Below are 15,585 nucleotides of genomic sequence, written 5' to 3'. Positions count from 1 at the left end.
CGATGGCGCGTTCGACGACCCTCCAGACGGTGGAGAAGCGCGTTCTCGGCGTGGCGTTCCTGCTGGTTCCCGCGCTGCTGATCTGGCTGTCCATCGCGATCTACGACAAGCAGTTCACCAAGGTCACGATGGTGACGCTGCACACCTCGACCGCCGGCCACGAGATGCACGTGAACGCGGACGTGAAGGTCCGCGGCGTCGTCGTCGGCGAGGTCCGGAACATCAGCACCGAGGGCGCGGACGGCGCCGTCCTGAAGCTCGCCCTGGAGCCGGACAAGGCCAGGTTCGTCCCCGGGGACGTGCAGGCGCAGCTGCTCCCGACGACGGTGTTCGGCGCGCGGTTCGTGTCGCTCGTCCCGCCGCCCGGTTCGACGGCCTCGCCCGTCCACGACGGCAGCCAGATCAGCGAGGACCACAGCCAGAACGCCACCGAGCTCTCGCAGGTCCTCAACAACACGATGGCGCTGCTCAACACGCTGCAACCCTCGAAGCTGTCGGCGACGCTGAACGCGATGGCGACGGCCCTGGAGGGACGCGGCGACCAGCTCGGCCGCAACTTCGTCCAGCTCGACGGGTACCTGCGCAAGCTGAACCCCGACGTTCCCGCCCTCGCCGAGAACTTCCGGCAGCTCGCGAAGTTCTCCCAGAACTGGGCGGACGCGTCGCCCGACCTGCTCGACGCGCTCACCGACTTCTCCGCCACCAGCCGGACGATCGTCGACCAGCGGCAGAACCTGTCGGAGCTGTACGACACGACCGGCCGCATGGCCGACGACCTGTCGGACTTCATGCGCCGCAACGGCGGCAACATCATCGAGCTGTCGGCGGCCAGCCGCGGCACGCTCGACCTGATGCGCCAGTACGCGCCCGCCGCGCCCTGCACGTTCCGCGCGCTCGCCGACTTCATCCCCCAGATGGACCGGGCGCTCGGCAAGGGCACCAGCAAGCACGGCGTCCACGCGATCGTCGTCTCGGTGCAGCAGAAGGGCCGCTACGTCGCCGGCAAGGACGACGTGCACTACGGCCCGGGCGGCGGACCGCGCTGCTACAGCGCTCCTTACTACCCCGGCGGCGGCAAGTCCCCGAAGGCCGTGCGGGTGGGCGCGCCCACCGCGGGCGCGGTCCCCGGCTCCGGACTCGGCCCCGCCAACTCGGCCTCGGAGAACGACCTGGTGAACGAGTTCGTCGCGCCGTCCATGGACGAGGTGCCCGACCGGCTTCCCGACTGGTCGTCCGTCCTGGTCGGCCCCCTCTACCGCGGGACGGAGGTGACGGTGAAGTGAAGCTCACCGGCCAGGGGCTCAAGGGCCTCGGGTTCCCGCTGGTCAGTTCGCTCATCTTCATCGTGGTGACGGTCGCCTCGACCGCGCTGCTCGCGGCCAGCATCACCGACACGACGTCCGGTGACCGGGTGTCGTACTACGCCAAGTTCAGCGACGTCGCGGGCCTGCACCCGGGGCACGGCGTGCGGATCGCGGGCGTCCGGGTCGGCCAGGTCGACAAGATCAGCGTGACCGACCACCGGCTCGCGCTCGTGAAGTTCTCGGTGGACCGGAACCGGCGGCTGCCCGCCGGGGTCACCGCGTCGGTGAAGTATCTGAACCTGGTCGGTGGACGGTACGTCTCGCTCGACCAGGGCGCGGGCACGCCCGGCGAGTACCTGCCGCGCGGCGGGACGATCCCCGTCGACCACACGACCGGGCCGCTGAACCTCACCCAGCTCTTCCAGGGCTTCCAGCCGCTGATGCAGGCGCTGTCGCCCGGGGACGTGAACAAGCTGTCGGAGTCGATCGTCCAGGTGCTCCAGGGCGAGGGCGGGACGATGACGAGCCTGCTCCGCACGGTCGGGCAGCTCACCAACACCCTCGCGAACCGCGACCAGCTGATCGGCGACGTGATCCACAACCTCACGACCGTCGTGGACACCGTGAACAACCGGGACAAGGAACTGGTCACGCTGGTCACGACGCTGCGCGAGTTCACCTCGGGCCTGGCCGCCGACCGCAAGGCGATCGGCGACTCGTTCGACGGGATCTCCGAGCTCGCCGACACGACCGCCGGGTTCATCGACGACACCCGTGAGCCGCTGCGCGACAGCGTCGTCCAGCTGGACCGGCTCGCGACCAACCTGAACCGCGACCAGCCGCTCGTGGAGAACTTCCTGCGGCGCTTCCCGGAGAAGGCCGACACCATCGGGCGGCTCGGCTCCTACGGCTCGTGGATGAACTTCTACCAGTGCGAGGTCCAGTTGATCGGCGTCCACTATGCCGGTTCCGACATCGACCACCGCCCGCCGCCCACCGGTGTCCCGCTGAAGGACGCGAGGTGCCGCGGATGAGCCCACGGATCCTCCCGCGCGTCAAGCCGCTCCGCGACCGCAACCCGATCCCGATCGCGATCATCGGCCTGGCCCTGATCCTGGTCGCCGGGTTCCTCGCCTACCGGGTGGACGACCTGCCCGTCGTCGGCGGCGGCACGACCTACAAGGCGTACTTCTCCGAGGCGGCCGGGCTCAAGGACGGCCAGGAGGTGCGCGTCGCGGGCGTGAAGGTCGGCAAGGTCACCGGGGTGTCGCTGGCCGGGAACAAGGTGAAGGTCACCTTCCGGGTCAAGCACACCTGGGTCGGCGACGCCAGCACCGCCACCATCATGATCAAGACGCTGCTCGGGTCGAAGTACCTCGCCCTGGACCCGCTCGGCGGCGGCACGCAGAACCCGCGCGAGCCGATCCCGCTGAGCCGGACGGTCTCCCCCTACGACGTGACCACCGCGTTCGAGGACCTGGGCCGGACGTTCCAGCAGGTCGACTCCACCAAGCTCGCGCAGAGCCTCACGACGATCTCGCAGACGTTCGCGAACACCCCGCCCGAGGTGCGGTCGGCCCTCACCGGCCTGTCCGCGCTGTCGAAGACGATCGCCAGCCGGGACGGCGACCTGGCCCGGCTGCTCGCCGGGACCAAGCAGCTGTCCGGCACCCTCGCCGCGCAGAACGCGCAGTTCGAGACGCTGTTCAAGGACGGCAACCTGCTGCTCGCCGAGCTGCGGAACCGCCGCGAGGCCATCCACCGCCTGCTGGTCGGCACGGCGAACCTCGCCGACGCGCTCGTGCAGCTCGTGGAGCGGCTGCGGGGCCCGATCCGGCCGATGCTGGAACACCTGAACCAGGTCACCGACATGCTCGAACGCAACCAGTCCAACCTCGACCGGGCGATCCGCGTCGCGGCCCCCTACACCCGCACGGTCGTCAACGCCACGGGCAACGGGCGCTGGATCGACGGGTACCTCTGCGGGACGGTCCCCAAGGAGTACCTGGTCAACGGCCGCTGGCAGCCCCCGGCCGTCGGCTGCGAGCCCCCGCACCTGACCGGAGGCCGCTGATGGGAGCGATCAGGGACAACCGGATCCGCGTCATGGAGATCATCGGCGTGGTGTTCGTGCTGATCATCGCGCTCGCCCTGTACGCGGTGCTCGACACCACCAAGACCCGCGTGATCCGCGCGAACTTCGCGACCGCGATCGGCGTGTACCCGGGGTCGGACGTCCGCGTCCTCGGCGTCAAGGTCGGCAGCATCCAGTCGATCAAGCCGCACGGCACGCAGGTGGCGGTCGTGATGAAGGTCGACACGGACGTCCCCGTCCCGGCGGACGCCCGCGCGATCGTCATCGCCCCGAACCTGGTGTCGGACCGCTACGTCCAGCTCGCCCCGGCCTACGGCGGCGGCCCGCGGATGCCGGCGAACACCACCATCGACGTCTCCCGCACGGCGACGCCGCTCGAGCTGGACGCCCTGTACGACAGCATCCGCAAGTTCAGCAGCGACCTCGGCCCGAACGGCGTGAACGCCCGCGGCGCCCTCTCGTCGGTGATCCACACCGGCGCGGCGAACCTCGGCGGCAACGGCCGGATGTTCAACACGACGATCGACAACCTCGGGCAGCTGTCGCAGACGCTGAACCACTCGTCGGGCGACCTGTACGCGACGATCAGCAACCTGAACCGGTTCGCGAAGATGCTGCGCGGCAACGACTCGCAGATCCGGCTCGCCGAGCAGCAGCTCGCGGACGTCACCGGGTTCCTCGCCGACGACCGCCAGGACCTGTCGGACGCCCTGCGCAACCTCGCGGCCGCGCTGTCGGAGGTCAAGGGGTTCATCACCGAGAACCGCGAGGCGCTGAAGAGGAACGTGGACAAGCTCGCCGACGTCACGCAGGTGCTCGTCGACCAGCGGGCCTCGCTCGCCGAGGTCCTCGACAACGCGCCGGTGCTGACGCAGAACGCGCTGAACGCCTACGACCCCGACACCCGGACGCTGATGTCCCGCGGCAACCTGCTGGAGATCACCAAGGCGTTCGGCAACCTCAACCAGAAGGGACTGGAGGGCACCGGCGCCGACACCCGGCCCGTGTGCGCGGCGGCGTCCGCGCAGACGCCCGCGCTGAAGCTCCAGTGCAGCCGCCTCCAGGCGAACGGCCTCACGGCGGTCTCCCCCTCTGGTTCCGGCTCCGTTCCCGCGCTGCCGTTCCCGCCCGCCGGTCAGGTCTACGCAGGGGGAGGTCGGTGATGCGACGTTTCCGTCTCACCGGGGCCGTCACGGCCATGTCGGCCGTCGTGCTGGCGGCGGGCTGCTCGCAGGTGTCGGTCGAGCAGCTCCCGCTGCCGGGCGGCGCCGCGCTGGGCTCCCACCCGTACACGGTGCACGTCCAATTGCAGAACGCGCTGAACCTCGTCCCGCAGGCCGCCGTCCGCGTGAACGACGTGCCCGTGGGACGGGTCAAGAAGATCTCGCTGCCGGACAACGCCTGGTACGCGGACGCGACCGTCCTCATCAACGGGGACGTGAAGCTGCCCGCGAACGCGACGGCGAACCTGGAGCAGTCGAGCCTGCTGGGCGAGAAGTACATCAAGCTCGCCGCGCCGGCGACCGACGCGTCCTCGCAGCGGCTCGCGAACGGCGCGACGATCCCGCTGTCCCGGACGACGCGGAACGCCGACACCGAGGAGGTGTTCGGCGCTCTGTCGATGCTGCTGTCCGGGGGCGGGCTGCCGCAGATCCGCACGATCACGCGGGAGCTGAACAAGACGTTCAACGGCCGCGAGCCGCAGATCCGCGACTCGCTGGAGCAGCTCAGCAAGCTGACCGGCACCCTGAACACCAACCGGCAGGCCATCGTGGACGCCCTGGACGGCCTGAACCGGCTGTCGTCGACCGTCGCGGCCCGCCGCGGCCAGGTCGACACCGTCCTGACGGACCTGTCGCCCGGGCTGAAGGTGCTCTCCGACCAGCGCGGGCAGCTCGTCGAGATGCTCCAGAAGCTCGACGACCTGTCGAAGGTCGCCGACGGGGTGCTGAAGAAGAGCCGGGACGACACGGTCGCCGACCTGACCTCGCTGTCGGTCGTCGTGCGGAAGCTGTCCGACTCGGGCCGCGACCTGCCGAAGTCGCTCCAGATCCTGTTCACCTACCCGTTCACGGACGAGGCCATGAAGGCCGTGAAGGGCGACTACCTGAACGGCTATCTCACGGTCATCGCCGCGCCGGGCAACGACTGCGTCATCCCGCCGGTGAAGGAGACGGACGCGAAGAAGAACGCGCCGAAGCTCCGCGCCCTCGCGCAGACCCCGCCCGCGGGCCCGCTGCCGACGCCCTGCCCGGCGAACAAGCCCACCCCGACCACGCCGACGGCGGCCCCGGCGCCCGCCAACTCGCCGCAACCGGCCCTGACCAACCCCGCGGGCGGGACGGGCAAGGGCACCGGCGGGACGGACCCGAACAGCCCGGCGCTGCCCCTGCCGACTCTGGGAGGCAACTGACATGCTGACCGTCGGCGCTCGCGTGAAGGCCATCGTCTTCACCCTGCTCGCCCTCTTCGTGATCTCCTACATCGCGATCACGTACGCGGACCTGGGAAGGTTCGTCGGGCTGCGCGGCTATTACGTCGTCAAGCTGGAGCTGCCCACCACGGGCGGCCTGTTCAAGGGCTCGGCCGTCTCCTACCGGGGGATCTCGGTGGGGAAGGTCGGCGACCTCAAGCTCACCTTGGACGGCGTCCTCGCCGAACTGCACATCTCCGACGGCGCACCGGACATCCCCCGCGATCTCAAGGCGATCGTGGCGAACCGGTCCGCCGTGGGTGAGCAGTACGTCGAGCTGGAGCCGGACCGGGAGGGCGGCCCGTACCTCGCGCAGGGCGCGGTGATCCCGCGCAGCGCCGCGACGACGCCCGTCCCGGTCGAGCAGACGCTGAAGAGCATGAACGACCTGTCCGGGACGCTGCCGCTGAACGACCTGAAGGTCGTCGTGGACGAGCTCGGCCAGGCGTTCGCCGGCCAGGGCCCGCACCTCCAGAAGCTCCTGGACACCAGCGGCGAGTTCATCGCCGCGTCCGACGCCGCGTTCCCGCAGACCGACGAGCTGATCAAGAACGGGAACGTCGTCCTGAAGACGCAGAACGACGAGGCCCAGGCGTTCAAGGACTTCGCGCGCAACTCCCATCTGCTCGCGCAGACGCTCCGGTCGTCGGACGGGAACCTGCGGACGATCTTCCAGGACGGGCCGCCCGCGATGCGGGAGACCTCCCGGCTCCTCAAGGAGATCCAGCCGGGCCTCCCGATCCTGCTGGCGAACCTGCTCACGACGTCCCGGCTCACCGACGCGCGCCTGCCCGGCCTGGAGACGACGCTCGCGAACCTGCCGAAGATCTCCGCGATCGGCCCGTCCATCGTCCAGGACGGCAAGCTGCGCCTCGGCCTGATCAACACGTTCTTCAACCCGCAGCCCTGCACCCGCGGCTACGGCGGAACGCAGTACCGGAACGGCACGACGGACCTCAAGCCGGTGAACTTCAACGGCAACGCGCACTGCTCGGAGCCCGCGAGCAGCGGCATCAACGTCCGCGGCGCCCAGAACGCCCCGCACTACGGCGTGCCGCCCGCGGCCGTCCCCGGTGTGGACAGGGCCAACCTCACCGCCGCGCAGCCGATCTTCACCGCCGTCGGGCTCCCGGCCATGGGACGCGAGTCCGGGACGTCGCTCCAGCAGCTCCTGGGGATCGGGCAATGACACGCATCGTCGGGCTCGTCCTGGTCGCCGCCTCCCTCGCGTTCCTCGGGTTCGCGGGGTGGCGGTGGTCCGGGACGGTCTGGAACGAGGACCGCACCTACGCCGCCCAGCGGGACGACATGCGGGACACCGCCGTCCGGGACATCGTGATGCTGAACAGCGTCGACCCGTCCCGGGCCCAGCTCGACATGGAGCACTGGCTCGACATCTCCACCGGCACCCTCCGCGACGCCCTCCAGCGCGATCTCCCCGCCGCCCAGGCGTCGTTCGCCAAGCAGCGGGTCCCGACCCGCGGCGAGGTCACGGCCGCGGCGGTCACCACGTTCGACAAGGACGCGGGGAAGGCGACGGTCCTGGCATCCGTCCGGGTGTTCCTCGGCGCGGACTCGGGCGGCGCGCCGTCCTCCGAGCAGCGGAAACGGTTCGAGGTCGGCATGAAGCGGATCTCCGACGGCCTGTGGAAGGTCGAATCGCTGACGCCGGTCGCCCCGGGAGGCCACCTGTGAGCGTCGAGGTCGAGGTCCGCGCGAGGCCGAAGAAGAAGCGGAAGCAGCCCGAGAAGCGCTCCCGGATCCTCCTCAAGCGCTGGTGGCCCTATCTTCTGGCGGTCGTCGTCGCCGGGAGCGCACTGGCCCTGAACACCTGGGCGTCCGACCGCGCGTCCGGCGGCCCCGCCACCAACCGCGCCCTGCTCGACAAGGCGGCCACGGCCGACGCCCTCTCGAACGTCAGCAAGGCGGTGGAGCGCGTCTTCACCTACTCCTACACCGACCCGGACACCACGTCCCGCGCCGCGTCCAGCCTGCTCACGGGCAAGGCCGCGGCCCAGTACCAGTCGCTGTTCGGGCAGGTGCGCCAGGAGGCGCCGCGCCAGCAGCTCGCGCTGACCACCAAGGTCTCGCGCGCCGGACTCGTCCGGCTCGACCGCGACGGAACGGCTGTGGTCGTGGTGTTCCTCGACCAGCAGTCGACACGGGCGGGCAAGGCCACGGGCACGCCCGTCGCCGCCCAGCTCATCGTCACAGCCCGCCGTTCCGGTGCGACGTGGCGCATCACCGAACTGCGGGCCGCCTGAAGGAAGGGGTGGATTTCAGGTGGACACCAAGGAAGAACTCAAGGACGAGGCCGACACCGCCGCCGCACCGGCGGAGGAGGAGAAGGCCGAGCCAAAGCCGAAGTCCAAGGTCAGGACCAGGGACGTCACCAAACGACCCGAGCCCGAACCCGAGGAGAAGGCCGAAGCCGAGGCGGAGGAACCGGAACCCGAAGAACCGGAACCGTCCAAGCCGGAGGCCGCCGAGCCCGAGACCAAACGAGGCTGGCGCCGCGACCCCCTGATCCTCATCGCGATCACAGTTACGGTCATCGCCGGCCTCGCCGCGGCCTGGTTCGGCTGGAGCTACCACCAGGCGTCGAACGACAAGACCCTCGGCCAGGCCCGTATGCGCGACGACGTGCTCCGCTCCGCCGAGCAGGAGGTCGTCAACCTGAACACGCTCGACTACACGAAGGTCGACCAGGGCCTGTCCCTCTGGCAGGACTCGACGACCGCGGACCTGTACAACCAGATCGTCCAGGGCCGCCAGCAGCTCGCCGACTCGGTGACGAAGGCGAAGACGGTCAGCACCGCCAAGATCCTGGAGTCCGGCATCACGGAACTGGACTCGGACGCGGGCAAGGCCGGCGTCATGGTCGCGATCCGCGTGACGGTCACGACCCCCGACGGGAAGACGTCGACCACGATCCGGCGCCTCTCCGGGCAGCTGACCAGGACATCCGACGGGTGGAGGCTCTCCGCCCTCGGTCAGGCCGCGACCTCGTCTGGTAACTGATGGACAAGAAGACAGAGACCAAGAAGAAGCGGATCCCCGGCACCGCCCGCACGCGCGTCGTCGCGCTCCTGGGCGTCGTCACCATCGCCTTCGGGACCACGGCCGCCTGGACGGCGACCAAGGCGAACGCCCTGACCGGTAATGCGGCGTCCGAGAACCACGCCCTCACCGACAACGCCCGCACGAGCGAGGTGAAGGGCGAGGTCACGAGCGCGCTGAACACGGTGTTCTCGTACAACTACGCCGACACCGCCAAGACTGAGCAGGCCGCGAAGAAGCTGCTCACGGGGGACGCCGTCCGGCAGTACGACGCGATGTTCGCGACCGTCCGCCAGCAGGCCCCCCAGCAGAAGCAGATCCTGACGACCACCGTCACCGACACGGCGGTCAAGTCCCTCACGGACGACAAGGCCCGCCTGCTGATCTTCGCCGACCAGCGCAACACCCGCACCGACAAGAACCAGACCAGCTACTCGGCCGCGGTCTTCGCCGTGACCGCGATCCGAGTGGGCGGCACCTGGAAGCTCAGCACCATCGACACCTTCGGAGGCTGAACGAAACGCCTCAGCACATAGCGACAAGCACCCGCTTGCCGTGACCGCCCGGTCGAAGGGAGAACAGTAGTGAAGCAGTCGGTACGCAAGGCCATGGTCGGCGTCATCGCGGCCACCTCGGTCCTCGCCCTCACCACCGCCCCCGCCCACGCGACCGGGCAAGGGCTGACCACCACCCACCCGATCACCCTCACCGGCACCGCGACGTGGAAGGACAACTCGACCGGCGAGACGATCTCCTGCACCAAGGTGACGGGAACGGGGACGGCGCAGGACGGCACTCCTCCGCCGAACCCCGTCGCCCAGATCACCTCGATGACGTTCAGCAGCCCGGCCAACCCGAACGGCTGGTGCTCCGGCCCCGGCGGCATCCTGGTGCAGATCACCCCGTCCGGCTTCCCGTGGCCCCTCAGCGTGACTGGCCTGACCGGCGGGGTGACGCTCGCTTCCCTGAGCGGCATCAAGGCGTCCTTCGTCGGCAGCGACAACTGCCACGCGACCGTCACAGGCCCCGGCGGTGCCGGTGGGACTGTCAGCGGCACATACAACATTTCTGCCAGCGTCCTGGCCACCGGCGGTACCGGCAGTACCTCCAACCTGACCGCCCAGACGGTGGATTTCAACTGCGACCCCACGCTGATCAACGCGGGCGACTCCTTCTCAATGAGGGTCTCGCTCACGATCAGCCCGCCCCTCAACCTGCTCTAGGAACTCAGGGCCATCGACACCTTCGGAGGCTGAACGAGCGCCTCAGCACATAGCGACAAGCACCCGCCTGTCGCGATCGCCCGGTCGAAGGGAGACCAGTAGTGAAGCAGTCGGTACGCAAGAGCATGGTCGGCGTCGTCGCAGCGACGTCGGTCCTCGCCCTCACCACGGCCACCGCCCACGCGACCGGGCAGGGGCTGACCACCACCCAAGACATCACGCTCACAAACTCTGGCAATGTCTCCTTCCGCGACAACGCGACCGGTTGGGGCTTTGGCTGCACGAACTCGATCGGAACGGGGACCGCCGACGTTGACGCCCCTCAAGCGAGCCCCGTTTTTCGGATCACTTCATTGACACTCACGAGCCCGTACTCCGGCTGGAACGGCCGGTGCGAGGGATTCTTCCCGCAGCAGGTCACAGCTGACACGACCACGCCCTGGGCTTTCAACGTGACGGGCTCCACCGTCTCCTACGTGACGCCCGGCACGCTGACAGGTGTGAAGTTGACCATCGTCGGCGGCGATGCCTGCCACGTGGTCGTCGGAGGCCCTGGCGGTGCTGGCGGAACCCTCAGTGCCAACTACAGCAACTCTGCACACTCCCTGAACATCAATCGGCCCGTCGGTACCAACAACCTGACCGTCCAGTCGGTGGATAACAACTGTGACCCCACGTTCGTCAACGTGGGTGACGCCTTCAGCATGTTCGGCACTTATCCGATCAACCCTCGCATAACCATCATTCGCTGATCCATCTTGCGAAGCGAGAAGGAATCTAGTGGTCACCTTACGTACCGATCGCGCCACTCGCAGAGGAAGGTGTAGTGGCACGTGAAAATTCATCGATCAGTCGAGGTGATCCCGATAGATGGAAACTGCTCGCGGGTAGCGAGTTGACGGCGGTTGGTAACTGATGAAGAAAAAGGACAGAAATCCCCGTACTGCCCGTGCTCGAAGAGTCACCCCTTGGAACGCTGCTGGAGAGGTGCCGGGCGTGAGTGTTCGAGCCTGGGCTGCCGAGGATTCGCCACATGGCGACGTGATGCGCCCACGCGAGGTGGCGAACCGGTGTGCACGGCGGCTCCCGCGGCGGCCGTGGGGCGTTGTCCGCATCGGTTCCGAAAGCACCGCTTAGGGCTCTGGCCAGCGAGAACAGTGCCTCCGAAGATGTTGGCCGTGCATCCCGGCACCCGTCCGGGGGACCTGTTTGAGGAAGCGCGCTTCCGAGATCGGTGTGTGAACGGCCGGCTCGTCCCGATCGTCATCACCTCCACCGCTGACCTCTGGCGTCACAAGGATCATCACTCGGTGATAAAAACGCAAGATCCAAAACTCACTCCGAGTGGATTCTGCGCCCATGCCGTTTGTCACTCTGTGATAAGTCGAAAAAGTTCCAAATCCCCTATTGAATTCGCTGGGGCCCCCGCTTATCGTCAGACCATGCAGACGGACGGGCCAGGGAGACCCTAGATCCCCCGGTGGGGGAGTAGAGAATCACCGCCGCCGAGCAGCGCCCGTCCATTTCCGACAGGTAGAGGAGATGCCCGAAACAAGCCGCCAGCGTCCCTACGAGAACTCGCAGATCACCCCACTGAAGGGAACAAGAACCGGCATGCGCAAGCTCACTCGCAACACCATTATTGGCGGCGCCGTCGCCGTCGCCGCCCTCGGCCTCACCAGCATCCCTGCCTCGGCCGTCACCGGCGTCGACATCTCGGCCACCGGAGCCGTCGCACCCAGCAACCCCATCAGCGGCGTCAACTCGGGCAACGTGACGGCGAAGGACAACAGCACCGGCGCGGCGATCACCTGTAGCAAGGGGACGGCGGCTGGCACCTCCCAGATCGGGGTGAACCTCCCGCTCGCCGGAGTCGCGACCGTCTCCAGCCTCGCCCTGTCCAGCCCGGCCAACCCGAGCGGCTGGTGCTCGGGCCCCGCCGGCATCACGGTGCAGGTCACCACGTCCGGATTCCCCTACACCATGAACGTGACGGGCGTGACCAACGCCTCCGGGGTCACCCCCGGCACGCTGACCGGTATCAAGGCGTCCATCGTCGGCAGTGACAACTGCCACGCGACCGTCTCGGGCCCCGGCGGCGCCGGCGGCACCATCAGCGGCAGCTACAGCAACACCTCCCACGCCCTGACCACCGGCGGCACGGGCAGCACCTCCAACCTGACCGTTCAGACGGTGGACGCCAACTGCGACCCCACCCTGATCAACGCCGGCGACTCCATCTCGCTCAACGGCAGCTTCACGGTCACCCCCGGATCCCCGGCGACGGGCTTCTTGACCATCAACTCCCACACCTGACGTCTGTAACGGCGTAGGCCGATGACCGGGCCGCCACGGGGACTCCTGTGGCGGCCCGCCCCGCTACCTGATCCAGAAGGACCTTCATGCTCGCGAGCCCCCGCCGAGTCGCACGAGGCGCAACTGTGACCGCCCTGCTGGCAAGTGCAGGCGTACTGGCCACTGTCCGAGTCGCGTCCGCTGATATCGGGGCGCAGGTGAGCTACCTGTGTGCGACGCCCAAAGCCACATACGAGGTGGCCCTTGAGGTCAAGGCCAAGATACCCGCAGCTGGTAAGACCAATACGCCGGTGCATATCAGCGATGTCGGCGTGACGCTGAAGGCACCGGGAAGTCTCCGCAGCGAGCTGATGGCTGTCGGCCAACCAGATTCGACGGGGGTGGCGCCAGCACCTTCGCTGAACGGCATGGCATCGATCGCGGTGAACGTCAGCCAAGGCCAGACGTCTGTCAATGCGGGATGGCCTGCCTTCTCGTTGACGTCAGCCCCAGGCCGGACGGACCAGGTGGTTCTGCAGGGGACCGGAGCCGTCCCTGCGCTCCTGACGGATCAGGCGGGGCAGGTCTTCTGGAAGGCCGGGCAGATGGTGCTCCGGCTGTCGGCGGGGGGAAAGAAGGCGTTCAATAGCACGCTGACCTGCACTCCTACGGGCGGGACGGTTCTCGGAAGACTGGCCTTGAAGGGAGGTACGACAGCCTCTCCCCTGCCCAAGCAATCACCGATGGCAAGTCAGCCGACGGAAGACGATTCACGCGCCGACTGCATCGTCCCTCCCTCCCCGACAGAACCGGGCGGAGGGATGAATCCAGACCCCCGCCTGGGGGAGCCCCCTCCGGTGCCCGGAACGACCCCAGGCCCGCTGAGGCCGCCGCGTCAAGGTCAACCCAAGTGCGGGAAGGCGGCAGGATTTGGAAATTTGGGAAAATTGAAGGCCGCCGTTCCGGTTGGCGCGCAGATCAGATTCCGCATGAGCATCCAGAGTCACCCCGATTTTGCGCATAACTATTTCCGAAGCCTGAGTTATGGGAGTAATGCCACTACTCCATCGACCGGGACTGCTTTGGGGTTTGGATTCATGCCGACGACTGCAACGGTGGTCACCAGGCAGACGGCCCCACCTGGCGGCTCCAATGAAATGGCGAATCTATACCTCGATGCGCCACTGGATTCCAGCATTCCGGTTCCTTTTGAGACTCGTGTCTATGCGCGCTCATTTGTAGACCTCCGGGTCGGAGGAATATCCGTAAACGGCACCAGGCTGGGAATTGGAGAGAACTGTCATACTGGCGCACTTCCACTGGACATTTCTGCGGATATGGGCAATGCCAGTGTCGGTGTGTTGAGCCCGGAGATGGGCGGTACCTATACGGGACGTGTATACGTTCCGAGCTTCAGTGGCTGCGGGGTTGGGGAAGACCTGACGCCTCTCGTGGACGCGACCAGTGCCGGAACTAGTAACTATCTGAAGATCGAATCCGGTCCGTGGTGTAATTCGAGCCCGAATATTCCGTGGGACTGCGAGAACGAGCCGGAACCGGCCGCGTATACGATTCTCCCAGGTGGGGCGGCACGAGCAACGGTCAGTCCATTCACTTTGACTGGCGCGAACGGCAATTCGGTCCGCTGTGACTCCGCGACCTTGAAGATGAGTTTCAAACGTGGGCGCTACCTGTCTATGTATCGGGTCGCCACCGTTAGTGGGGCCGAGTTCAAGAAGTGCGTAAGAGCTAATGGTGGAGTTCCGACCACGGTCCGCGGCACCGGCTTCCCCTGGACGCTTCACATGCGGCGGGATCAAGGAACGCCAGGTCAATGGTCCATGACTATGGCCGGGGTTAAGTTCGAGTTGGCGGGGTCTGACGGCTGCGACTTCAGCTTGAATCTCATAGCCAATGACTATGAGACAGATTCGCCAGCCACATTGGGACTCCTGACGCTTGATACCACTAGAGATCGACTCAGCATTCCTGATGGTCTTTCCGATAATATGGTGAGCGTCGGCGTCCACTCTCAATGTGATAACCCGGACCCGGACTTGCAGCCGAGTGCGAGCTGGAATTTTTCCGGCGACAGCTTCTCGTTCAGTCCGCACCAGAAGATCACCTCTCCCTGACGCGCCCTGCCGTCGTCGGGTCGTCGCTCCCCATCGATTTCGGTCCAACCGTGGGCCGACAGAGGAGAAAGGCAAGGCCATGCGCAATAAGTCGTTCACCAAGTGGACGGGGCGTGGGATGGCGGCGGGTGTCGCGGCTCTCGCGACGACCGCGGGTCTGATGTCCGGGACGGCCGCGCATGCGGATGACCCGATTCCGACGTTCGACTTCGCGGACTGCCCGACGTTGCCGGCGCCGTACGTGAAGGAAGGCTCCATTTGTATGGAGGCGATCGTCACGAGCGGGACGTTCCAGCTGGGAAGCTTCAACCAGCAGATCACGTCGCCGATCAAGATGACGTTCGCGAGTGCGTTGAACCCGGACACGCAGCTGTACACGCCGATCTTCGGGAAGATGCAGGCGAGCAAGATGCTGGTCCAGCCGGGGATCTTCGGTGATCCCATCGTGACGGCGGTCTACGCTCAGCCGGAGTACGCGGGCGTCTTCGACCAGCCGACGGGGCCGGACTTCCACATCAAGCTCGGCATGCGAATCCGTCTGAGCAACCCGTTCCTCGGCGGCAGCTGCCTGATCGGTAGCAGCAGCAACCCGATCGCGCTGAACCTGACCACGGGCACGACCAGCCCGCCGGCGGGTACCGCTCCGATCACCGGTAAGGCCGCGACGATCGTTCAGAGGACGCCGTTCGTGATCCGCTCGGCGACCCACGTGGACAACACCTTCGCGGTGCCGGGCGCCAACGGATGCGGGCTCGGAGTCGGCCTGGTCGACGCGATCGTCAACCTCCAGGCCGGTGTCCCGGCGGCGGCGGGCAAGAACCAGATGGTCTTCAACGAGTACATCGGGCAGAAGGCCTACACGGCTCTCCCGTAGTTCCGTTGACCCGGGCCGTGTCCGCGCGACCACCACCCCTGTGCGGACACGGCCCGTTCCACGTCCCCGCCCGATGTGAGGGCGGGTAGTCGGCTACCTGCCAGGAAGAAGGCCGGGGCCGACGGC

The 15,585-nt window shown here is 67.4% G+C and carries 14 protein-coding genes and 2 pseudogenes; 15 read left to right on the top strand and 1 reads right to left on the bottom strand.

The genetic code is table 11. From position 1 onward, the window contains the following. Nucleotides 1-2: 2 nt before the first annotated feature. The 4 genes and pseudogenes from EBO15_RS06815 to EBO15_RS06800 all read left to right on the top strand — a co-directional run. A complete protein-coding gene (locus EBO15_RS06815) occupies nt 3-1,283 on the top strand; it encodes an MCE family protein (RefSeq protein ID WP_122193435.1) in 1,281 nt (426 codons plus the stop codon). Continuing rightward, nucleotides 1,280-2,338 carry an MCE family protein gene (locus tag EBO15_RS06810; protein WP_122193434.1) on the top strand — a complete coding sequence of 353 codons (1,059 nt, stop codon included), beginning with the start codon at nt 1,280-1,282 and terminating at the stop codon, nt 2,336-2,338. Before EBO15_RS06815 ends, EBO15_RS06810 begins: the two co-directional genes overlap by 4 nt. Continuing rightward, entirely contained in the window at nt 2,335-3,378 is a 1,044-nt protein-coding gene (locus EBO15_RS06805; RefSeq protein WP_122193469.1) for an MCE family protein, read from the top strand. The genes EBO15_RS06810 and EBO15_RS06805 overlap by 4 nt, the downstream gene beginning before the upstream one ends. After that, a pseudogene (locus EBO15_RS06800) lies at nt 3,378-4,280 on the top strand (MCE family protein); the annotation flags it as partial. The gene EBO15_RS06805 and the pseudogene EBO15_RS06800, both read left to right, overlap by 1 nt. Here the strand turns inward: EBO15_RS06800 and EBO15_RS47225 are convergent. After that, nucleotides 4,251-4,427 (bottom strand): annotated as a pseudogene (locus EBO15_RS47225) (hypothetical protein); the annotation flags it as partial. The pseudogenes EBO15_RS06800 and EBO15_RS47225 overlap by 30 nt on opposite strands. 134 nt (nt 4,428-4,561) lie before the next feature. Between EBO15_RS47225 and EBO15_RS06795 the strand changes: the two are divergent. From EBO15_RS06795 to EBO15_RS06750, 11 genes are all read left to right on the top strand, one after another. Next, on the top strand, nt 4,562-5,812 hold the full coding sequence (locus EBO15_RS06795; RefSeq protein WP_122193432.1) for an MCE family protein: 1,251 nt from the start codon (nt 4,562-4,564) through the stop codon (nt 5,810-5,812). A 1-nt stretch (nt 5,813) separates the two neighbouring features. Further along, nucleotides 5,814-7,061 (top strand): MlaD family protein, encoded by a 1,248-nt coding sequence (locus EBO15_RS06790; protein WP_122193431.1) that lies wholly within the window; start codon nt 5,814-5,816, stop codon nt 7,059-7,061. Continuing rightward, complete coding sequence (locus EBO15_RS06785; protein ID WP_122193430.1) at nt 7,058-7,567, top strand: hypothetical protein; 510 nt, start codon at nt 7,058-7,060, stop codon at nt 7,565-7,567. The genes EBO15_RS06790 and EBO15_RS06785 overlap by 4 nt, the downstream gene beginning before the upstream one ends. Then, entirely contained in the window at nt 7,564-8,136 is a 573-nt protein-coding gene (locus EBO15_RS06780) for a hypothetical protein (protein WP_122193429.1), read from the top strand. The genes EBO15_RS06785 and EBO15_RS06780 overlap by 4 nt, the downstream gene beginning before the upstream one ends. Before the next feature lie 19 nt (nt 8,137-8,155). Beyond that, complete coding sequence (locus EBO15_RS06775; protein WP_233616021.1) at nt 8,156-8,893, top strand: hypothetical protein; 738 nt, start codon at nt 8,156-8,158, stop codon at nt 8,891-8,893. Then, on the top strand, nt 8,893-9,447 hold the full coding sequence (locus EBO15_RS06770; RefSeq protein ID WP_122193428.1) for a hypothetical protein: 555 nt from the start codon (nt 8,893-8,895) through the stop codon (nt 9,445-9,447). The genes EBO15_RS06775 and EBO15_RS06770 overlap by 1 nt, the downstream gene beginning before the upstream one ends. A 69-nt stretch (nt 9,448-9,516) precedes the next feature. Next, nucleotides 9,517-10,155: a hypothetical protein gene (locus EBO15_RS06765; RefSeq protein WP_122193427.1), complete on the top strand. Its 639-nt coding sequence runs from the start codon at nt 9,517-9,519 to the stop codon at nt 10,153-10,155. Between the two features lie 101 nt (nt 10,156-10,256). After that, entirely contained in the window at nt 10,257-10,907 is a 651-nt protein-coding gene (locus EBO15_RS06760; RefSeq protein WP_122193426.1) for a hypothetical protein, read from the top strand. 790 nt (nt 10,908-11,697) lie between these two features. After that, on the top strand, nt 11,698-12,471 hold the full coding sequence (locus EBO15_RS43555) for a hypothetical protein (protein ID WP_147481404.1): 774 nt from the start codon (nt 11,698-11,700) through the stop codon (nt 12,469-12,471). A gap of 125 nt (nt 12,472-12,596) precedes the next feature. Continuing rightward, nucleotides 12,597-14,585: a DUF6801 domain-containing protein gene (locus EBO15_RS43550; RefSeq protein WP_147481403.1), complete on the top strand. Its 1,989-nt coding sequence runs from the start codon at nt 12,597-12,599 to the stop codon at nt 14,583-14,585. 79 nt (nt 14,586-14,664) lie between these two features. Further along, on the top strand, nt 14,665-15,459 hold the full coding sequence (locus EBO15_RS06750; RefSeq protein WP_147481402.1) for a hypothetical protein: 795 nt from the start codon (nt 14,665-14,667) through the stop codon (nt 15,457-15,459). Nucleotides 15,460-15,585: the final 126 nt, after the last annotated feature.

This window comes from Actinomadura harenae (assembly GCF_003696215.1).
Lineage (GTDB): Bacteria > Actinomycetota > Actinomycetes > Streptosporangiales > Streptosporangiaceae > Spirillospora > Spirillospora harenae.
The sequence above is the reverse complement of the archived record's forward strand: the minus strand, read 5'-3'. Positions and strand labels throughout refer to the sequence as shown.